The organism is Roseovarius halophilus (ex Wu et al. 2025) (genome assembly GCF_047086965.1).
In genome coordinates, this window is record NZ_JBKOTX010000124.1 from 1 (window position 1) to 17,754 (window position 17,754).

Sequence of the window (17,754 nt, forward strand, 5' to 3'; positions counted from 1 at the left end):
GGGCAGCGACGCCGCGCTTGCCATGACAGAGCCCACCGCGGCGCGCATGAGCCGCCGCATGGGCCGGGCGAAAGCCCGGTTCGAGCGTGACGCCGAGGCGGCGATCGCCGCGATGCGGATCGCCCCGCGCGCGCGCAGTTCGCTGTTTCACCTGCGGATGGAGGCGCGGCACCGCGACACCTATCATGCCAACTTGCGGCTGCGGCTGGGCCGGATCGCCGCCTAGACGGCCGAGTCGCTGGCGGCGATGGCCCGGGGCCGGGCGCCCGCGCACCGGCTGCATTCGCGCTGGAAAGGGGAGCGGCCGACCGTCCATGACGACACGCGCAAGGTGCTGGCGGCCTGCTTGCTGATCCCCGGCGGGTGAACCGACGCGGTGTGGCGCGGTGACACCGGTGCGCCTTGCGCGCGCCGCGCTGGTCAGGCGCCGGCGGGCAGGAACCGCACCAGCACCCAGCCGGTGAGCGCGATATGCGCCAGCGTGATCAGCACCGAGGCCCCGTGCAGCCACTTGAACCGACCCTGCGCGCCCGTGTCCGTCGCGCGGTTGATCGCGGGCATCAGCAACTGGCGCGTGGGCAGGGTGGTCAGCGCCACCGCGGCCATGAGGCCCGCGCCCAGCGGGTCACGCGGCCACAGCAGCAGCGCCGCCAGTGCCGCGCCGCCCATCACGAAAAGATAGAAATGCGGAAAGGCGCGGCGGATCGTGGGGCCCGCCGTTTCGGCCGGCAGGGCCGTGAAGAGAAAGGCTGCGAAGCCGAAGGAATAAAGAACCATGCCCCCGAAAAGGAGCGCGGTGGCAAGCAGGGCGAGGGCGGAAATCATGCGGACTCCGGTTTCTGGGCCATGCCCATGTAGAGAATGGTTTTCAGCGGCAGGCGACCGAAGGTCGGGTCGCCCCGGCGGGTGATCCCGCGCGGACCGAGGCCGGTCATGGCCCCGGGGGTCAGCCCGGCCCCTGTCATCGCCGCGCGCAACTCGGCCGGCGTGATGTAAAGCGCCGGGTCATGGGTGCCGCGCGGCAGCAGGCGCAGAAGGTCCTCGGCCACATTGATCGTGGCAAGCCGGGCCAGCGAGGTGCGGTTGATCGTGTCGAACAGGAACAGCCCGCCGGGGCGCAGCACGCGCGCGACCTCGTGAAGTACTTGGTCAAGGTCGCTGACATGTTCCAGCACGTCGACGCAGACAACCGCGTCGAACCCCGCCGCGGCGTAGGGCAGTGCTTCGCCCGCGCCGATGTCATAGGCGATCGACCGCCCCGTCGCGCGGGCATGGGCGCGGGCGGCGGCGATGGCCTGTCCGGCGGGGTCGATTCCCGTCACGCGCGCGCCACGGTCGGCCAGCGCCTCGGCCATGAACCCGCCTGCGCAGCCCAGATCAAGAACGTCCTTTCCCGGCCAGTCGATATGGCGGTCGAACCATGACAACCGCCCTGGCACGAGGTTCCTGAGCGTGCGCACCCAGCGGATCTCGTCCGACCACCAGCGGTCGGCGACGGCATCATAGATCGTCAGGTCGTTGCGCATTGCGCGGACTCCTTGCGGGAATGACATAGGGCACCCGCGCCCGGTAGCGTGCGAAGCGGTCACCATAGCGCGTGGCAAACCGCCGCTCCTTCAGGCGGGGGGCCAGCAGGCAGTAGCCGGTATAGCCGGCGGCCAGCGCCAGCTGATCCGGTGTCCAGACGGGCACGGCCCAGAGGGTGAGGGCGAAGGCCACGTAGATGGGTTGCCGGATCACGCGGAACAGTCCCAGCACGGGCATGTCCGGAAAGACGGGTCTGCGCCCGGCCAGCAGCGACATCCAGCCGAGCGCGCCCGACTGCACCTCGGCGCCCGCGTCGAAGCTGGCCTTGACGAGCAACAGCCACGCGGCGGTGTAGGCCGTGCAGATCACCCAGAAGGTCGCGCCCTCGGCCCGCCACCAGACGATGCCCGAGGGTGTCCAGAGCGTGAAAAGCGCCAGAAGCTGGGCCGAGGCGATGATCGCGTAAGTCGTCGTCGCGAGGGACGCGCCGTGCCGCCCGGGGACGAGGCGCGCCAGAAGCGCGCCCCCGCGACGGGTCAGCAGAAGCGAATGGGCCAGCGGGAACTGCACGATCAGCGCCGTGTTGGCCAGCACGGACCAAGGCCCGGGCACGGTGCCGAAGCTCTGGCTCAGCCCGAAGAACATGGCCACGATCATCGCCAGCACGGCGGCGGCAAAGAGCGCATGGCACAGCGCGCCCATCGCCAGCGCCAAGGCCTTGCGCCCCGCGCCCGGCGAGGGATGCAGCGCGCCGTTGATCAGGCGCGCGAGGCCCATGATCCGCGGGTCGTCACGCATTGCCCGTCCCGATGATGTCGCGCGCGATGGCGGTGCCGCTTTGCCACGCGGCTTCGACCCGCGTGCCGAGGCACCAGTCGCCACCGATGTGCAGCGTGCCGGTGGCATCGCGCAGGAAGGGCCGGCCCAGCGGCGCGGTCACGCGGGCATGGCGCCAGCGATGGGCGTCCAGGTGCAGGGCCGTCTCGGGGGTCGCGCCAACCGCCTCGCAAAGCAGCGGCAGCATCAGGCGGGCGATCGTTTGCCTGTCCTCTTCGAGATGGGCCGCGGACCAGTCCGGCCCGGCCTGCGCCACCCATGTTACCGCCCCGGCCGGGCGGCCCGGCTTGCTGTTGTCCCGCGCGATGAAGGTCAGCGCGCCGTCGGATGGTTTTCGGCTGACGAAGGGCGCCGGCGAGCCGTCAGGAAAGGCGGCCATCAGCGTCATGCAGGGGGCCATCTGCACCTGCGCCAGCGCGGGGATCAGCGGGTGACCGGCGCCGATCAGTGGCGCGACCTGCGGCGCGGGGACGGTTATGATCACCCGCCCGGCCTTGAAAACCGTGTCGCCCGCCGTCACCTGCCAGCCCGCACCGGCGCGGCGGATCGCCGTCACCTCGGTTGCTTGCATGACGTCCAGTTCCGCGGCCAGTGCGCGGGGCAGGCCTGACATGCCCGGCAAGCCGACATGGTGTGGCTGCGCCGCCCCGTCGCGCCAGACGGCGGCCTCGGTCATCCCGGCCAGCAGCGTGGCGAAATCGGGGCTGCGGGCGGTCACGTATTGCGCCCCGTGGTCGAAACGCAGCTCTCCCGCCTGGGTCGCGGCGCGGCGCGTTGCCATGCGTCCGCCGATCCCGCGCCCCTTGTCGAGCACGCGCACAGGGTGATCGGCCGCGTGCAGGGCGCGCGCGCACGCGATACCGGTCATGCCGGCGCCGATGACAAGCGCGCCGGTCATGCCAAGCCGGCCTCGGTCAGGATGCGTGGTATCTGTTTCTTGACCTTGAAGAACCCGGCGGTGGCGTGCGGCCAGATGGCCGCGTCCCAGTCGCGGCGCCACTCCGTCAGGGTGATGCCGGCGTCTTGAAGCGCGGGGGTGGCCTGATCCAGCCAGTCGCGCAGCGGGCCTGCGGGCGCATAGGGCGTCACGATCTGGCGTGCGCCCGCCCGGTCGGCCCAGCGGGCGAGGTCGGCGGGCACGCCCGCGCGCATCTGCGTCGTCGCCACCCCGGCGCGCGCGGCGGCATCGGCCAGCGCCATGACCTCGAACGCCGCCACATTGTCAGACACCGCGCGCGGCGAGCGCAGGTGGCTGGCGGTCAACGTCGCGGCGGCGCGGATATCCAGCGCCTTGGGGGCGAAATCCTCGACGCGGCCGTCCTCTTCGGTGATCAGCAGGGCGGTCGGGGCCGCGTGATCGGGGGACACGGGCGCGCGCAGCGGACGGACCTCGGGCAGGCCCTCGGGTTCCAAATGCTCCAGCCCCTGCACGTCCTGCGCAAGATCGGCGTCGCGCGGGGCGAAGCGGCCATCGGTGAACTTCGCGATGTTCCAGGCCTGCGCCTTGTAGGGCTTGCCCCGGGTGTGCAGGCCGGCGACCCAGCGCCAGCCCAGTGTGTTCGAGGCCGGGTCCCCGTCCAGAAGATGACGATAGAAGACATCCGCCCCCAGCCGCCAGGGCAGCCCCAGCGTGAATATCCAGACCGAGGCACACCACATCCGTGCATGGTTGTGCAGATACCCGGTTTCGGACAGTTCCTGCGCCCAGGCGTCGAAACAGGCCAGCCCCGTCTCGCCCGCCAGGGCGCGCGTCACGTCACGGCGCAAGCGGCGGTCGGTGTCGAGGATGGCGAGGTCCTGCGCCAGCCCGTCGCGGTAGCTGGCCCAGACCTGCGGCCGGCATTCCAGCCAGCCCTTGAAATAGCCCCGCCAGATGACCTCCTGCACGAATTTCTCGGCCACCTCCGGCCCGTGCGCGTCAAGCGCGGCGGCGATGGTTTCGCGTTCCGTCAGCAGCCTGCGCCGCAGATAGGGCGAGAGCGTCGAGACATCCCGATGCGCCCCCGGCCCACGATCCGTGTTGCGCCCGTTGGCATAGCGCCGTCCCATACGCGGCGTGAAATCGGCCAGTATTTGCAGGCCTGCCGCGCGGGTGGCCTCGGTGTGGGGCATCTCGTGTCTCCTTCTCGCGGCGCGATCTATCGCGGCGCCACGCCGGGGCAATATGGTGCGGCCTCAGCGCAGCCCGGCCAGGGCTTGGGCATCCAGATGCAGCGACACACCAAGGGCCCCACTGCCGGCGCGCACCGGGTGCTTGCGCAGGGTCATGTCAAGCATACGGATCGGCGCATGGGCGGCGCAGGCGCGCGCGATGCGGGTCATCAGCCACTCTTGCGTGGCATAATGCCCGTCGCGGGCGAGCCGGTCGATCTCGGCCACCAGCGGGTCATAGTCGAAGACATGCGCCATCCCGTCGCCCGCGACCAGAACGAGCGCCGGATCGGTCCAGAGGGTCAGGTCGAGCAGATGCGCCTCGGGCACGGTGTCGCTGGGGCCATAGGTGCCGATCCGGGCGGGCAAGGCCAGGTCGGTCAGGATGATCTTGGCGGTCTGCGGCATGCTGGTGATCCTTGGCTTTCGCTGCGGGGCTCAGATAGCCCGGCACGGCGCGCGGCCAAGACACGCGCGGGGGATATTGACTTGCCGCCCGGCACAAGATGCAGGGCGCAGAAGACCGCCTGCCGCGTTGGGGCCGCGGCGGTCGATCCTCCGGGCCGAATCGGCGCGGAGGTGTCGTATCCGGAGAGCAAATAAAGACAGCGGCGATGCCAGGGAGGAGGAGAGGCATCGCCGCGTCTTCTGATCGGTGTCCCGCTCAGGGAGGAGGAGAGAGCGGTCCACCTGTGTCAGGGCCTCAGGGAGGAGGAGAGAGACCCCGATTCCGGTGTTTGTCAGACCTCGTCGGCCGCCTGCTGGGCGATGCCGGGGATCATGGAGCGATGGATGCCCATATCCGCAAGATCGCGGTCGCTGACGCGGGACAGTTCATCATAGGTCTTGCGGTAGGCCTTGCGCTTGGCGGCGCGGTGGGCCAAGGCGTCGCGCAGCATGGCCACCCGCTCGGACAGCGAGGGGCCGTGACCGTGGATGTCGGTGATATGTGCCATGAGGGGTCTCTTTCGGTTACGGTTTCGTTTCGGCGCGTTGTGCGTCGCTTGATCCCTATCTAGGCGCATGCTGCACCTGCAAAAACCGCCAAATGGGCAATGCCGCCATGCAGCAAATGCATGGAGCCCCCGCGCCCTCCAGAGGGACGGATATTCGGCCATTGCAGCCTGCCGCGCCCAGGAGTCCGGCCGCGTGCCGGCCTATCAGCCGTCGTCACGGACCGGGTCGATCAGCGCGTTGACGTTGCCAAGCGCGCGGTAGAGTTCGCAAAAGGCCGCGTATCGGTCCTCCATCCGGGCTGCCTCTGTGGGGTCCGGGTCAAAGGACCGATCCAGCGAGACCAGCGCGCCTGTCGCATCCGACAGGTTGCCCATCGCGCCCGAGGCCGCGCCCGCCATCACCGTCGCGCCGACCGCACCGACATCGGAGGACGCCACCCGGTCAAGGCTGCGGCCGAGGGCCGTCGCGCGAATTCGGCTCCAGGCATCGGAGCGCGCGCCCCCGCCGCCATACCGCAGGCGCTGCAGGGTTTGCGCGCCGCTGGTCTCCACCGCCTCGAGCGCCATGCGCGCCGAAAAGGCAACGCCCTCCATGACCGCGACGACAAGATCGCCCGGGCCGGTCGCGCCTGTCATGCCGCAGAAGGCCCCGCGCGACCGGCTGTCCCAGAGTGGCGCGCGTTCGCCCTGCAGATGCGGCAGGAACAGCGGGCCCTGCGCCGTGACCTCGGCCGCCCCGGCCAGCCGTGCCAGCGCATCGACCTGCTGACCGACAACCTGCGACAGCCACTCAAGCGACGCCCCGCCCGATTGCGTCGGCCCCGCGTGCAGCCGCAGCCCGCGCCATTCGGGAAAGGTGACGATCCCCGCGGCCCCTGTGCCAAGGCTCGAGATCAGCCCGAGAACGTCGCTCGTGCCCGACAGGTAAAAGCCCTGCCCATCGGTGGCGACCCCCAGACCGAACATGCCGGCCCAGGCATCCATCGTGCCCAGGGCCACCGGCGTGCCCGCGAAGGGATGCCCGGCGGCGACCCGGCCGACAATATCAAGCGGGTCAGCCAGCCGTGGCAGTACCGCCGAGGCCCCGGGCCAGAGGTCCAGAATGGCGCCCGCATAGGCCAGGTCCGGCCCGACAAGGCCGACGGCCGAGATCGGATCACTTGCAATCTCGCCCGTCAGCCCGGCGATCACATAGTCCTTGGGCAACAGGACATGGGCTGTGTTCTGCCAGACCTCGGGCGCGACCTGCGCCAGCCAGGCCATGCGCGACAGGGCGTGACTGGCGTCGATCGGGATCGGCGCGCCGAGGGCCGCGATCTTTGCCTCCGGCGTCAGAGCCGCGTCCAGACGTGCCGCCTGGGCGGCGGCGCGGGTGTCCTGCCATGTGATCGCCGGGCGCAAGGGACGCCCCCGGGCATCGCAGAAGACATGACTGTTGACTTGCGAGGTCACCCCGATGGCCGCGACCTGCGCGGCCCGGGGATGGGCGGCGAACCGCGCCAGCGCCGCCGCGACGTGGCGCATCCAGTCGGCGGGGTCCTGTTCGGCCCCGCCCGCCGCTGGATGGGTGGTCTGGCACGGGGCGGAATAGGCGGCAAGGCACGCTCCGCCCGGCGCGGTCATCAGCCCCTTGACCGAACTGGTGCCGATGTCGAGCCCGATGAGCACGGGATCTGATTGCGAGACGGTCACGGCCCCTCCTGTCGTCAGTGTCTATGGACATCCAAGCGGTCCGTCCGCAAGATACGCCGAGCAGTAGGTCAACACCACAGGGAGAGACACCGCATGACATTCCGTTCCACACTGATCGGCCTGAGCATGGCCATGGGCCTTGGCGCACCGACCCTGGCCCAGGACGTCGCTGTCATCACGCCCTATCTCGCGCAGCCGGGAACGCAGTTCTACGTGGATGGCTTCACCGCCCGCGCCGAAGAGGCCGGATGGGATCTCAATGTCATCGACACCGCCGGGGATGTGGCCGCCGTGATCAGCCGGATGGAAGACGTGGTGACCCAGGGCGTCGATGCCATCGTCATCAACGTCGATCCCGCCCAGGTGGGCGCGGGCCTGCAGACGGCCGCCGAGGCGGGCGTCCCTGTGGTGGGCATGGATGCGGGCAGCGACCCTCTCGTGGCGGCCAATGTCACCTCGAACGGCTATGCCATGGCGGCCGAAACATCCGTCTACGTCGCCAACCGGATCGGCGGCGAAGGCGGCGTCGTGATGTTCACCTTCGACCCCTTCCCGCCGGTGCAGGTGCGCGGCGTCGTCGCGGATGCGGTGTTCGGCAACTTCCCAGACATCGAGGTTCTGGACCGGATCACCCCGGATGTGAGCGATGGCGGCATCGCGGACAGCCGTGCCCAGATGGAGGCGATCCTGGGCGCCAATCCCGAGCCGGGCAGCATTGCCGCGGTCTGGGCGGCCTGGGACCAGCCCGCCCTGGGGGCCCTGCAGGCCATCGAGGCCGCGGGACGCGACGACGAGGGGATCGTGATCACCGGGATCGACGCCAACCCGCAGGCCCGCGAGGCCATCGCCGCGGGCGGCAGTTTCGAGGCCTCGGTCGCACAGGATTTCGAGGGCATCGGCCAGACCGCCGCCGACACGGTCGCGCGTCTGCTGGCGGGCGAAGAGCTGGTCCGGCGCGTGATCTACGTGCCCACGCAACTTATCACCGCCGCGAACGCGGACTAGGGACCAGGGGGCGCGCCCCCCCCCCGGAGGGCCCCGCCCGGTGTCATGACCCAATTCAATCTCAGCCATATCGGGCGGCGCTTCGGCGCCGTGCAGGCCCTTGACGATGTGAGCCTCACGCTTGGATCGGGCGAGGTGCACGCGCTCATGGGCGAAAACGGCGCCGGCAAGTCCACGCTGATCCGTATCCTTGCCGGGCTGGATCGGCCGGACACCGGGCGGCTGGTGCTGGACGGTACGGAGCTGCCCCCGGCCAGCCCGGCGTCGGTGCGGGCGGCCGGCCTGCGCTTCATCCATCAAGAACTGCACGCCGTGCCGGGCCTGTCGATCGCGGAAAACATGCACCTCGACCACCCTTACCCGCGGCGGCTGGGCCTGGTGGACTGGCGCGCGCTGAACACCGCCGCGGCGCAGGCGCTGGGGCGGCTGGGCCTTGGCAGGCTCGACCCGGCCCGGCCGATGTCGGACCTTGGCCCCGGGGACCAGATGCTTGTGCGCATCGCGGCAACACTGATCGGGGACGGCCCGCGCGCGCCCTGGCTTTACGTCATGGACGAACCCACGGCCGCGCTCACATCCGAGGAATCCGAGCGCCTGTTCGATGTCATCGGCGACCTGATCCGGCAGGGCGCGGGCATTCTCTATGTCTCGCACCGCATGCCCGAGGTTCTGCAGCTCGCCGACCGCGTGACCGTGCTGCGCGACGGCCGCAGGGTCTCGACGCGGCCGCTGTCCGAGACCAGCCAGCAGACCATCATCGAGGAAATGACGGGCCGGGATATCAGCGGCCTGTTCCCGGACCGGCAAATGGACCAGACCCCCGGCCCCGAGGTGCTATGCGTCGCGGGCCTGCGGGCCGGGCGGGTAGTCTCGGCGGACCTTTCGGTGCGGGCCGGGGAAATCATGGGCGTGGCCGGGGTGGCCGGCTCCGGGCGCGGCACGCTGCTGCAGGCCATCGTCGGCGCGATCCCCGCGGAGGCGGGCACCGTCACGGCCGACGCTGTGCCGGTCGGGGGGTCCCCCGCCGAGGCCTGGCGTCACGGCATCGCCTATGTCCCGCGCGAGCGCCGGTCGCAGGGTCTGATGCTGGGCCGGTCGATCTCGGAAAACGTCGTGCTGCCGCATCTGGGCGCGCTGGCCCGGGCGCGGCTGTTTCTGAACCATGGCCGACAGCGCCGGCTGGCCCGGGAGCTGGGGCAGGCCGTGACACTCAAGGCGGCCTCGGTCGACCAGAGTTGTCGCGAGCTTTCGGGTGGCAATCAACAGAAGGTGCTTTTCGCGCGGGCGCTGGCCGGAAACCCCCGGGTTCTTCTGCTCGACGAGCCCACGCGCGGCGTCGACATCGGCGCCCGGTTCGAGATCTACCGCCTGATCCGCCGCCTGAGCGCCCAGGGCATCGCCATCCTCATGGCCTCTTCGGACCTGCCCGAGATCATCGGGCTTTGCGACCGCATCGCGGTCATGCGAGACGGGCGCCTGGCCGAGACCCTCGGTGCCGAGGGACTGAGCGAGGCCGCGCTTCTGGCGCGCTTTTATCACGTCGACAAGACAGAACAGGTGGCATGATGTGGCTGATCCGACGGTTCGGCGGGCTTTTCGGCATGATCGCGGTGGTGGTCTTCTTTGCCGCAAGCCTGCCCGAGACCTTCCTGACCCTGCGCAACTGGCTCAACATTGGCCAGCAAATCAGCATGCTGGCTGTCATCGCGGCCACCATGACCGTGGTGATGGTCATGGGCGACTTCGATCTCTCGGTCGGTTCCATGGCCTCGCTGTCGGGCATCGTCGCCGCCACGCTTTTCGTGCAGGACTGGTCGATCCCGGCGGCCGTCGCCGCGGCCCTCGCCGTGGGGCTGGCGGGCGGGCTGTTCAACGGGATCATCGTCAGTATCGTGGGAATCCTGCCCTTTGTCGGAACCCTGGCGACCCTGACCGTCTTCAGCGGCCTGGCCTTCCTGATCAGCGACGGGCGGACCATCTTCGGGCGCGACATCCCCGCGGCCTTTGGCGATTTCGCGCGCGGCGGACCACCGCTGGCCGGCGTGGATGACCGCGTGCTCGTGCTGCCGAACCTGGTGATCGTGGCCGCCCTGGTGGTGCTTGTCGTCTGGGTGGTGCTTGAACAGACGACCTATGGCCGCCGCCTCTATGCCATCGGCGGCAACCGCGAGGCGGCCCGGCTGGCCGGTGTTCCGGTCCGCCCGCTGCGCCTGACCGCCTTCGCCTTCACCGGGGTCGGGGCCGCGCTGGCGGGGTTGATGTATGCAAGCCGGGTCGCCTCGGCCAACCCGACACAGGGCGACGGCCTGATGCTGACGGCCATCGCGGCGGTCTTTCTGGGCATGACCCTCACCCGCGACGGGCAGCCAAGGGTCCTGGCGACGCTCGCGGGCGTTGTGGTGCTGGGGGTGCTCGACAACGGGCTGACGCAGATGCGTGTCGACAGCTACGTGCGCGAAGTCCTGGTCGGGACGATCATCCTGATCGCCGTGGGGCTGAGCGCGCTTGGCCGGGACGGGCTCGTCAGACGGTAAGGCGGGCCGCTGATCGCCACCCGGCCCGACGTCCAGGCCGAGTGCGAAGCCCCTGCGTCTTTTCCCCGCTTGTCAAGCGCCGGAGCGCGGCCGCCCCGAGGGCTTGCCCGACACCAATTGTCCGATCATGGGATACTGCCCGACCATCACAGGGTGCCGGGCCATTAGCTGCCCCGGTTTCGCACTGGTGACGCAAGCGGAACACGATTCGAGCCCCCCTCAAAGCTGGCGCACGCTAGCGCCGCTCGAACCGCGCCTGTAAGGCGTCGGCGTCATAGTCGCGGTCCAGCCAGGTCTCGAAGTCAGGTGCGTCGGAGGCGGCGAAGTCGTCCAGCAGCATGTCCAGCACGCCGGTCCGGGTCCAGCGGAAGTGGATGTAGCGCGCCGAGAGCATGCGGCGCGCGCGGTCCAGCGGCGCGCCCTCGATCACCATTAGGTAGATGGCGCTGGCCAGTCCCGCGCGGTCGGCCCCCGACTTGCAGTGGATCAGCAGCGGGCGCTCGACCCGTCGAAACAGCGCGATCATCGCCTGCATGGCGTCCTTGTGCGGGGCAGCGCGCGACCTGAGCGCGACCGCGTGCAGTGCGATACCGTGGCGCGCGCAAGATTCCTGTTCCAGCAGGTAGAAGGGCGACGGACCCGCCCCGCGCAGGGTGATGATGCTGCGGATGCCCATTTGCGCCAGGCGCGCGATTCGAGGCGCGTCAGGGTAGTTGGACCGCCAGGCGCCGGGGGCGAACTCGGACTGGTTGTGCCAGAGATTGCGCAGAATGCCGTGATCGAGCCAGCGCACGTAGCGCTGCGCCCGCCGGCGGTCGGCGGCATTGGCAATGGCCCGGGGGCGCAGGCCCTGGCGCCAGCGGCGCAGTTTCTGTCCAGGCGGTGTCATCAAGGCCCCGGTTTGGTCACTGTGTGGGTGATAGCCCGAAGCGCGGGCCGGGACAAGCGCGCCCGGCGGGGTGTTCCCGCCGCCCGGGCTTGGTGCTATGGCAGGGTCCGACGATCAGGAGGGCGGGCATGGCGGAGGCGCCGGTCACCATGGGCGAGAGGCTGGAAGACGCGGGGCTTGCCGCCGGGCTGGGCCTGTTGCGCGGGCTGCCCTATGGCGCGCGGGTGCGGTTGGCGGGCCGCGCCATGGTCGGCCTGTCGGGGCCGCTGGGCCTGCGCGCGCGGGTGCGCGAGAACCTGGCCCATGTCCTACCTGATCTGCCGGCCGCCGAGGTCGCGGCGCTGGAGCGGGCGGTGCCCGACACGATCGGGCGGCTTTTCATCGAGGAGTTCTCGCCCGAGGGGTTGGACCGCATGGCGCGCGCCGCCTCTTTCGGGGGCGAGGGGGTCGCCGCGCTGGAGGAGGCCCGCGCGGCCGGCCGCCCCGTCATCATCGCCTCGGGCCATATCGGCAATTACGACGCCTATCGCCGCGCACTCTTGCAGCGCGGGTTCGATGTCGGCTCGCTGTACCGGCCGTTCAACAACCGGCCCTTCGACAGGCGCTACCGGGCTGTCATGGAACGGGGCGGCGGGATGCTATTCGCGCGGGGACGGGCCGGCATGGCCGGCATGGTGCGTCACCTGCGCGCCGGAGGGGTGCTGGGGGTGCTGCATGATCAGCACATGGACCGCGGGACCGAATTGCGCTTTTTCGGCAAACCGGCCATGACCGCGACCTCCGCCGCCGACCTGGCGCTGAAGTATGACGCGCTGCTGGTGCCGTTCTACGGCTTGCGCAGGCCCGATGGCCTGCACTTCGACCTGATCACAGAGGCCCCGATCCCGCACAGCGACGCGCTGACCATGACCCAGGCGCTCAACGACAGCCTCGAGGCGCGGGTGCGCGCGCACATGGGCCAGTGGATCTGGACGCACCGGCGCTGGAAGACGCGGCGGCGCAAGTCCCGCGCGGGCACAGCCTGAAACAAGGGGGGCAAGGCCATGGCATTCTCGATCCCGCATGCGGTCTACCTGGCCGCCAGCCGCTTCACCGGCCCGGTCTTCGCGCTTTGGCAGCGCCGGGCGCTGGCCCTTGGCAAGGAGGACCCCGACCGGCTGGGCGAACGCTGGGGACGCAGCCCCCGCGAGCGGCCCGAGGGCCGTCTGGTCTGGTTCCACGCCGCCAGCGTCGGCGAGACCCAGTCGATCCTGCCGCTGATCGGGCGGCTTCTGGATACCGTGCCCGATGTGCAGGTCATGGTGACCTCGACCACGCGGAGTTCTGCCGCGATGCTGGCGCGCGACCTGCCGCCGCGCGCCTTTCACCAGGTCGCCCCCTATGACACCAAGGCCGCCTGCCGCCGGTTCCTGCGCCACTGGCAGCCCAATGTCGCGGTCTGGGTCGAAAGCGAACTCTGGCCGCGGATGCTTTACGAGGTGGCGCGGCGGGATGTGCCGATGCTGCTGCTCAACGCGCGGGTCTCGGCCCGGACGGCGGTGCGCTGGCGGCGCGTCGCCGGGACGGCGCGGTCGGTGCTCGCGCCCTTTCGCCAGATCCACGTGCAGGAAGAGACGACCCTGGACGCGCTGCAGGGGGTGGGCGTGAACGGCGACCGGGTGCGCCTGACCGGCGCGCTCAAGCAGGACCGGCCGGCGCTGCCGCATGACCCCGAGGCGCTGGCCCGCCTGCGGGCGCAGATCGGCGACCGACCGGTCTGGTGCGCCGCCTCCACCCATGCCGGCGAAGAGGCTGCGGTTCTGGCCGCCCATGCAAAGGTGGGCGGTTTGCTGATCCTGGCCCCGCGCCATGCCGAGAGGGCCGCCGAAATCACCGCCCTGATCCATGAGGCCAGGCTGACCGTAGCCCGGCGCAGCCGCGGCGAGGTCCCGGATGGGCAGACGGATGTCTACCTGGCCGATACCATGGGCGAGATGGGGCTCTGGTTCCGCCTGGCCCCGATCGCCTTTGTCGGTGGCTCGCTTGCGCGGGTCGGTGGGCATAACCCCTATGAGCCCGCACAACTGGACACGGCGATCCTGCACGGCCCCCACGTGGACAATTTCGCCGAGATCTACACCGCGCTGGATGCCGAGGGCGGTGCACTGTCCGTGACGGGGGCCGAGGACCTGGCCGCCGCCGTTCAACGCTTGCAGGCGGGCGGGCAGGCGGGCCTGGCACGGGCCGCGTCCGGGGTCGTGCGCCGGGCGCAGGGCGCGACCGAGGCTGCGCTTCAGGCCATTCTGGAACAGTTGGCCTATTGATCTGTGCGCCCCTGCACAGGGGCGGTTGGGCGGTGCGGCTTGAGCGCCGGGCGTTGCCGACCCTACATCACGGCAAGACCCACATACAGGAGGCCCCCATGTCCATCCGTCCCACCCTGGAAACCCGCAAGGCCACACCCACCATGGAAGGGGGCGGTGTACACCTGCACCGCGCCTTCGGCTTTCAGGACCCCTCGGAACTTGACCCCTTTCTGCTATTCGACGATTTCCGCAACGAGCGGCCCGAGCACTACCTGAGCGGCTTCCCCTGGCACCCGCACCGCGGCATCGAGACCATCACCTATGTGCTCAATGGCACGGTGGAACATGGCGACAGCCTGGGCAACACCGGCACGCTGGGCGCGGGCGATGTACAGTGGATGACCGCCGGGTCGGGCATCCTGCACCAGGAAATGCCCAAGGGCAACGCCGCCGGCCAGATGCACGGTTTCCAGCTCTGGGGCAACCTGCCCTCGGCGCAGAAAATGACCGCGCCCCGCTACCAGGACGTGCAGGCCGGCGAAATCCCCGAGGTGATCGACGACGACGGCACGGTGGTGCGTGTGATCGTGGGCGAGTTCTGGGGCAAGACGGGCCCAGTGGACGGCATCGCCGCTGATCCGCAATACCTCGATGTCTCGGTCCCGCCGGGGGTGAAGAAGACCTTTCGGATCGACACCTACCGCCGGGCCTTTGCCTATGTCTTTGCCGGACAGGCGGCCTTTGCCGATGCCAGCACCCCGGCGGGTGTGCTGCTGGAAAAAGAGGTCATGGGCGAAGAGGTCAACATCCGCGACATGTCCGGCGACCGCACGCTGGTCCGGTTCGGCACCGGCGACGAGGTCACGGTGCAGGCGGGTGAAGATGGCGTGCGCTTCCTGCTGATCTCGGGCGCGCCGATCCAGGAACCGGTGGCCTGGCACGGGCCGATCGTGATGAACACCCGCGACGAGATTCAGCAGGCCGTCCGTGATCTGCGCAACGGCACCTTCATCAGACCAACCGAGACGGGCTGAGCCGCGTCAGCTTGGGGCTTTGCGGGGCCGACGGCGGCCGGCGGTCCTGCGCGGTGCCCGGCCTTATCCCCGCGGGACGAAGGCTCTCCACTGGTTGCGCCACTGGCTGATTGCGAGACCGGCCACTATCAGGACAAGCGCGAGGAAGAACCGGCCCGGCAGGGCCTCGTTCAGCACCAGCGCGCCGAAGACCATGGACCAGACCGGCACCTGATAGTTGACCAAGGTCATGAAGACCGACCCGGCGCTGCGCACCACCGTGACCCGCAAAAGCGCCGCGAGGGCCGTGGGCACAAGCCCCAGAAAGAGGATCGCCAGCCCCGGCGCTCCGGGCTGCCACACCGGCAGCCCTTCGACCAGCAGCATCGCCGGGATCAGGCAGACCGCGCCCACGGCCAGGGTGATCGCCGCCATGGCGATGGAATCCACCGGCGGGCAGCGCCGGGTCAGCACCGAGGCCACGGCATAGGACAGCGCCGCGCCGAGGCAGGCGAGCTGCGCCAGCGGCACGACCCCCTGCCCCAGCCGCAGCGCCCCCGGCCCCAGCAGGACCGCCGCGCCGATGAACCCCAGGAGCACGCCAAGCGTCTTGCGCAGGGCCAGTTTCTCGTCGCTGACCAAATGCGCGAGGGGCAGCACGAAAAGCGGTACCGCCGTCATGGCCAGCCCGGCAAAGGCCGAGGGCACGTGTTGCTGGCCCCAGCTGAGCAGAAAGAAGGGCAGCGCGGTGTTCAGCGGCCCGATCACCGCGAGGTAGGTCCAGACGGTACGGCCCGCGGGCCAGGGCCGCCCGAGAATCTTCAGCACGGTCAGCAGCGAGACCGCCCCCAGCGTGGTGCGGGCACAGGCGACGGTCAGGGGGCCGTAGCCCTGCAGCGCGATGGCCACGACCATGAAGGTGCCACCCCAGATCAGGCCAAGGGCACTGACGGAAAGCCAGTTGGACAGTGTCGGTTGCGATGTCATGCGGGCCTCCTGATCCGAAACGAAACGGTCCCGCAAGCCTGCACCTGCGGGACCGGGACCGAATTTCCAGAAATTCGGTCACTTCACGGAAATTCTGGAATTTCCGTCGCCTCAGTTCTTGGCCTTGTCCACCAGTTTGCCGGCCGAAATCCAGGGCATCATGGCGCGCAGCTTCTCGCCCACCTGTTCGATCTGGTGTTCGTCGTTGAGACGGCGGGTCGCCTTGAACATGGGCTGGCCGACGGCATTTTCCTGCATGAAATCGCGCACAAAGCTGCCATTCTGAATTTCGGTCAGCACCTCCTTCATGCGCTTCTTGGTTTCCTCGTAGGGCAGGATGCGCGGGCCAGAGACGTATTCGCCATACTCGGCGGTGTTCGAGATCGAGTAGTTCATGTTGGCGATGCCGCCCTCGTAGATCAGGTCGACGATCAATTTGACCTCATGCAGGCACTCGAAATAGGCCATTTCGGGTTCGTAGCCGGCCTCGACCAGGGTCTCGAAGCCCATGCGGATCAGCTCAACAAGGCCACCGCAGAGCACGGCCTGTTCGCCGAAGAGATCGGTCTCGCACTCCTGCCGGAAGTTGGTCTCGATGATGCCCGAGCGCCCGCCGCCGATGGCCGAGCAATAGGACAGGCCGATCTCCATGGCCTTGCCTGTGGCGTCCTGGTCCACGGCCACCAGGCAGGGCACGCCGCCGCCCTTTACGTATTCGCCGCGCACGGTGTGGCCGGGGCCCTTGGGGGCCATCATGATCACATCGACACCCTCGGGCGCTTCGATCAAGCCGAAATGCACGTTCAGGCCGTGGGCGAAGGCGATGGCCGCACCGGGCTTGAGGTGATCGCGGACATGCTTGCGCCAGGTCTCGGCCTGAAGCTCGTCGGGCATGGTGAACATCATCAGGTCGCACCAGGCGGCGGCCTCGCTGATGCCCATGACCTGCAGACCCTCGCCTTGGGCCTTGGCGGCCGAGGCCGATCCCTCGCGCAGGGCGACGGCGACGTTCTTGGCGCCGCTGTCGCGCAGGTTCAGCGCATGGGCATGGCCCTGCGAGCCATAGCCGAGGATGGCGACCTTCTTGTCCTTGATGAGGTTCACGTCGCAATCGCGATCGTAATAGACGCGCATGGGGCGGTCCTTTCTGTTGGCTTGCTTGTCTCGGACCCCTTTATGCCGCCGCCGGGCGCGGATGGCGAGAGGGGTTTCCATGAGTTTATTTGCCAAGATGAAGTTGTCATTCACGGTACGCTGAATTATCCATGTTTTCATGCTCGACGATCTGGACCGCCGCCTCTTGCGCCAGTTGCAGGCCGATCCGGCCCTGAGCGCCGCGGACCTGGCCGACCGGGCCGGGGTCACGGCCCTGCGCGCCACGCGGCGGCTGGCCCGGCTGGAGGACCGTGGCGTCCTGCGGGGGCGGCGCGCGCAGATCGACTGGACGGCCCTGGGTTACGCGGTGGCGGTCAGCCTGCGCTTTACCCTCGAAAAGACGCAGGCCAATGCCTTCGACGCCTTCATCGTCGCCGCGCGCGACATCCCCGAGGTGGTCGAGATCCAGACCTTCCTTGGCCGGGTCGATGTGCGACTCTCGGTGATCGCGCGGGACATGGCGCACTACCAGCAGCTTTACCGCGCGCGCATCCTCGCCCTGCCCCATATCGCCGAGCTGGAGGCCTTGATGACCGTCGCGACCCTCAAGGACGACGAGAGCCTGCCGCTATGACGGAACTGGACGCCACCGACCGCGCCCTGCTGCGCGAGATGGCCCGCGACGCATGCATGCCGATCACGAACAGAACGCCTCGACCTCGACGGTGCGGCTGGCGTCAAGCTCGGGTGCCAATCCCTTTGCCTGCGTCGCCGCCGGCATAG

The 17,754-nt window shown here is 69.5% G+C and carries 18 protein-coding genes and 2 pseudogenes; 9 read left to right on the forward strand and 11 right to left on the reverse strand.

Annotation, left to right across the window (positions count from 1 at the left end):
* A pseudogene (locus tag ACH107_RS21265) lies at nucleotides 1-226 on the forward strand (tetratricopeptide repeat-containing protein); the annotation flags it as partial.
* Nucleotides 227-420: 194 nt separating this feature from the next.
* Here the strand turns inward: ACH107_RS21265 and ACH107_RS21270 are convergent.
* From ACH107_RS21270 to ACH107_RS21305, 8 genes are all read right to left on the reverse strand, one after another.
* Entirely contained in the window at nucleotides 421-825 is a 405-nt protein-coding gene (locus tag ACH107_RS21270; protein WP_412507508.1) for a DUF4149 domain-containing protein, read from the reverse strand.
* Nucleotides 822-1,526, reverse strand: a complete 705-nt coding sequence (gene ubiG, locus ACH107_RS21275) for a bifunctional 2-polyprenyl-6-hydroxyphenol methylase/3-demethylubiquinol 3-O-methyltransferase UbiG (RefSeq protein ID WP_412507509.1) — start codon at nucleotides 1,524-1,526, stop codon at nucleotides 822-824. The genes ACH107_RS21270 and ubiG overlap by 4 nt, the downstream gene beginning before the upstream one ends.
* Nucleotides 1,501-2,325, reverse strand: a complete 825-nt coding sequence (locus ACH107_RS21280) for a methyltransferase family protein (protein WP_412507510.1) — start codon at nucleotides 2,323-2,325, stop codon at nucleotides 1,501-1,503. Before ACH107_RS21280 ends, ubiG begins: the two co-directional genes overlap by 26 nt.
* Nucleotides 2,318-3,262 carry an NAD(P)/FAD-dependent oxidoreductase gene (locus ACH107_RS21285; protein ID WP_412507511.1) on the reverse strand — a complete coding sequence of 315 codons (945 nt, stop codon included), beginning with the start codon at nucleotides 3,260-3,262 and terminating at the stop codon, nucleotides 2,318-2,320. The genes ACH107_RS21280 and ACH107_RS21285 overlap by 8 nt, the downstream gene beginning before the upstream one ends.
* Entirely contained in the window at nucleotides 3,259-4,476 is a 1,218-nt protein-coding gene (locus ACH107_RS21290; RefSeq protein WP_412507512.1) for an FAD-binding domain-containing protein, read from the reverse strand. The genes ACH107_RS21285 and ACH107_RS21290 overlap by 4 nt, the downstream gene beginning before the upstream one ends.
* A gap of 63 nt (nucleotides 4,477-4,539) precedes the next feature.
* Nucleotides 4,540-4,923, reverse strand: a complete 384-nt coding sequence (locus ACH107_RS21295) for a dihydroneopterin aldolase (protein WP_412507513.1) — start codon at nucleotides 4,921-4,923, stop codon at nucleotides 4,540-4,542.
* Nucleotides 4,924-5,255: 332 nt separating this feature from the next.
* A complete protein-coding gene (locus ACH107_RS21300; RefSeq protein WP_412507514.1) occupies nucleotides 5,256-5,471 on the reverse strand; it encodes a DUF1127 domain-containing protein in 216 nt (71 codons plus the stop codon).
* 204 nt (nucleotides 5,472-5,675) lie between these two features.
* Nucleotides 5,676-7,163 carry a xylulokinase gene (locus ACH107_RS21305; RefSeq protein ID WP_412507515.1) on the reverse strand — a complete coding sequence of 496 codons (1,488 nt, stop codon included), beginning with the start codon at nucleotides 7,161-7,163 and terminating at the stop codon, nucleotides 5,676-5,678.
* A gap of 93 nt (nucleotides 7,164-7,256) precedes the next feature.
* Between ACH107_RS21305 and ACH107_RS21310 the strand changes: the two genes are divergently transcribed.
* The 3 genes from ACH107_RS21310 to ACH107_RS21320 are packed head-to-tail and all read left to right on the forward strand — an operon-like array spanning nucleotide 7,257 to nucleotide 10,702.
* Nucleotides 7,257-8,168, forward strand: coding sequence for a substrate-binding domain-containing protein (locus ACH107_RS21310; RefSeq protein WP_310689908.1), 912 nt, complete (start codon nucleotides 7,257-7,259; stop codon nucleotides 8,166-8,168).
* Between the two features lie 45 nt (nucleotides 8,169-8,213).
* The gene (locus ACH107_RS21315) at nucleotides 8,214-9,734 is read left to right on the forward strand and encodes a sugar ABC transporter ATP-binding protein (protein ID WP_412507516.1); all 1,521 of its coding nucleotides are present in this window, start codon (nucleotides 8,214-8,216) and stop codon (nucleotides 9,732-9,734) included.
* Nucleotides 9,731-10,702: an ABC transporter permease gene (locus ACH107_RS21320; protein WP_310702585.1), complete on the forward strand. Its 972-nt coding sequence runs from the start codon at nucleotides 9,731-9,733 to the stop codon at nucleotides 10,700-10,702. Before ACH107_RS21315 ends, ACH107_RS21320 begins: the two co-directional genes overlap by 4 nt.
* Before the next feature lie 235 nt (nucleotides 10,703-10,937).
* Here the strand turns inward: ACH107_RS21320 and ACH107_RS21325 are convergent, their stop codons facing one another.
* Entirely contained in the window at nucleotides 10,938-11,591 is a 654-nt protein-coding gene (locus ACH107_RS21325) for a tyrosine-protein phosphatase (protein WP_310689905.1), read from the reverse strand.
* 128 nt (nucleotides 11,592-11,719) lie between these two features.
* Between ACH107_RS21325 and ACH107_RS21330 the strand changes: the two genes are divergently transcribed.
* The 3 genes from ACH107_RS21330 (at nucleotide 11,720) to ACH107_RS21340 (ending at nucleotide 14,910) form a co-directional block, all read left to right on the forward strand.
* Nucleotides 11,720-12,616, forward strand: coding sequence for a lysophospholipid acyltransferase family protein (locus ACH107_RS21330; protein ID WP_310689904.1), 897 nt, complete (start codon nucleotides 11,720-11,722; stop codon nucleotides 12,614-12,616).
* An 18-nt stretch (nucleotides 12,617-12,634) separates the two neighbouring features.
* Nucleotides 12,635-13,894: a 3-deoxy-D-manno-octulosonic acid transferase gene (locus ACH107_RS21335; protein WP_310702584.1), complete on the forward strand. Its 1,260-nt coding sequence runs from the start codon at nucleotides 12,635-12,637 to the stop codon at nucleotides 13,892-13,894.
* Nucleotides 13,895-13,992: 98 nt separating this feature from the next.
* A complete protein-coding gene (locus ACH107_RS21340) occupies nucleotides 13,993-14,910 on the forward strand; it encodes a pirin family protein (protein WP_412507517.1) in 918 nt (305 codons plus the stop codon).
* Between the two features lie 63 nt (nucleotides 14,911-14,973).
* Here ACH107_RS21340 and ACH107_RS21345 read toward each other — a convergent pair whose 3' ends face one another.
* Both ACH107_RS21345 and ilvC read right to left on the reverse strand, forming a co-directional pair.
* Nucleotides 14,974-15,876: a DMT family transporter gene (locus ACH107_RS21345; RefSeq protein WP_310689901.1), complete on the reverse strand. Its 903-nt coding sequence runs from the start codon at nucleotides 15,874-15,876 to the stop codon at nucleotides 14,974-14,976.
* Nucleotides 15,877-15,987: 111 nt separating this feature from the next.
* Nucleotides 15,988-17,010, reverse strand: coding sequence for a ketol-acid reductoisomerase (gene ilvC / locus ACH107_RS21350; RefSeq protein ID WP_412507518.1), 1,023 nt, complete (start codon nucleotides 17,008-17,010; stop codon nucleotides 15,988-15,990).
* Between the two features lie 139 nt (nucleotides 17,011-17,149).
* Here ilvC and ACH107_RS21355 point away from each other — a divergent pair, with 139 nt between their 5' ends.
* Both ACH107_RS21355 and ACH107_RS21360 read left to right on the forward strand, forming a co-directional pair.
* Entirely contained in the window at nucleotides 17,150-17,605 is a 456-nt protein-coding gene (locus tag ACH107_RS21355) for an Lrp/AsnC family transcriptional regulator (RefSeq protein WP_310689899.1), read from the forward strand.
* Between the two features lie 52 nt (nucleotides 17,606-17,657).
* Nucleotides 17,658-17,754 (forward strand): annotated as a pseudogene (locus ACH107_RS21360) (citrate/2-methylcitrate synthase); the annotation flags it as partial.

Bases quoted from the DNA above. Each gene is read 5' to 3' on its own strand.
- ACH107_RS21340 (WP_412507517.1), top strand. From the start codon at position 13,993: ATGTCCATCCGTCCCACCCTGGAAACCCGCAAGGCCACACCCACCATG.
- ACH107_RS21355 (WP_310689899.1), top strand. From the start codon at position 17,150: ATGCTCGACGATCTGGACCGCCGCCTCTTGCGCCAGTTGCAGGCCGAT.
- ACH107_RS21330 (WP_310689904.1), top strand. From the start codon at position 11,720: ATGGCGGAGGCGCCGGTCACCATGGGCGAGAGGCTGGAAGACGCGGGG.
- ACH107_RS21315 (WP_412507516.1), top strand. From the start codon at position 8,214: ATGACCCAATTCAATCTCAGCCATATCGGGCGGCGCTTCGGCGCCGTG.
- ACH107_RS21290 (WP_412507512.1), bottom strand. From the start codon at position 4,476: ATGCCCCACACCGAGGCCACCCGCGCGGCAGGCCTGCAAATACTGGCC.
- ACH107_RS21295 (WP_412507513.1), bottom strand. From the start codon at position 4,923: ATGCCGCAGACCGCCAAGATCATCCTGACCGACCTGGCCTTGCCCGCC.
- ubiG (WP_412507509.1), bottom strand. From the start codon at position 1,526: ATGCGCAACGACCTGACGATCTATGATGCCGTCGCCGACCGCTGGTGG.
- ACH107_RS21285 (WP_412507511.1), bottom strand. From the start codon at position 3,262: ATGACCGGCGCGCTTGTCATCGGCGCCGGCATGACCGGTATCGCGTGC.
- ACH107_RS21310 (WP_310689908.1), top strand. From the start codon at position 7,257: ATGACATTCCGTTCCACACTGATCGGCCTGAGCATGGCCATGGGCCTT.
- ACH107_RS21300 (WP_412507514.1), bottom strand. From the start codon at position 5,471: ATGGCACATATCACCGACATCCACGGTCACGGCCCCTCGCTGTCCGAG.
- ACH107_RS21270 (WP_412507508.1), bottom strand. From the start codon at position 825: ATGATTTCCGCCCTCGCCCTGCTTGCCACCGCGCTCCTTTTCGGGGGC.
- ACH107_RS21325 (WP_310689905.1), bottom strand. From the start codon at position 11,591: ATGACACCGCCTGGACAGAAACTGCGCCGCTGGCGCCAGGGCCTGCGC.
- ACH107_RS21335 (WP_310702584.1), top strand. From the start codon at position 12,635: ATGGCATTCTCGATCCCGCATGCGGTCTACCTGGCCGCCAGCCGCTTC.
- ACH107_RS21345 (WP_310689901.1), bottom strand. From the start codon at position 15,876: ATGACATCGCAACCGACACTGTCCAACTGGCTTTCCGTCAGTGCCCTT.
- ACH107_RS21280 (WP_412507510.1), bottom strand. From the start codon at position 2,325: ATGCGTGACGACCCGCGGATCATGGGCCTCGCGCGCCTGATCAACGGC.
- ilvC (WP_412507518.1), bottom strand. From the start codon at position 17,010: ATGCGCGTCTATTACGATCGCGATTGCGACGTGAACCTCATCAAGGAC.
- ACH107_RS21320 (WP_310702585.1), top strand. From the start codon at position 9,731: ATGATGTGGCTGATCCGACGGTTCGGCGGGCTTTTCGGCATGATCGCG.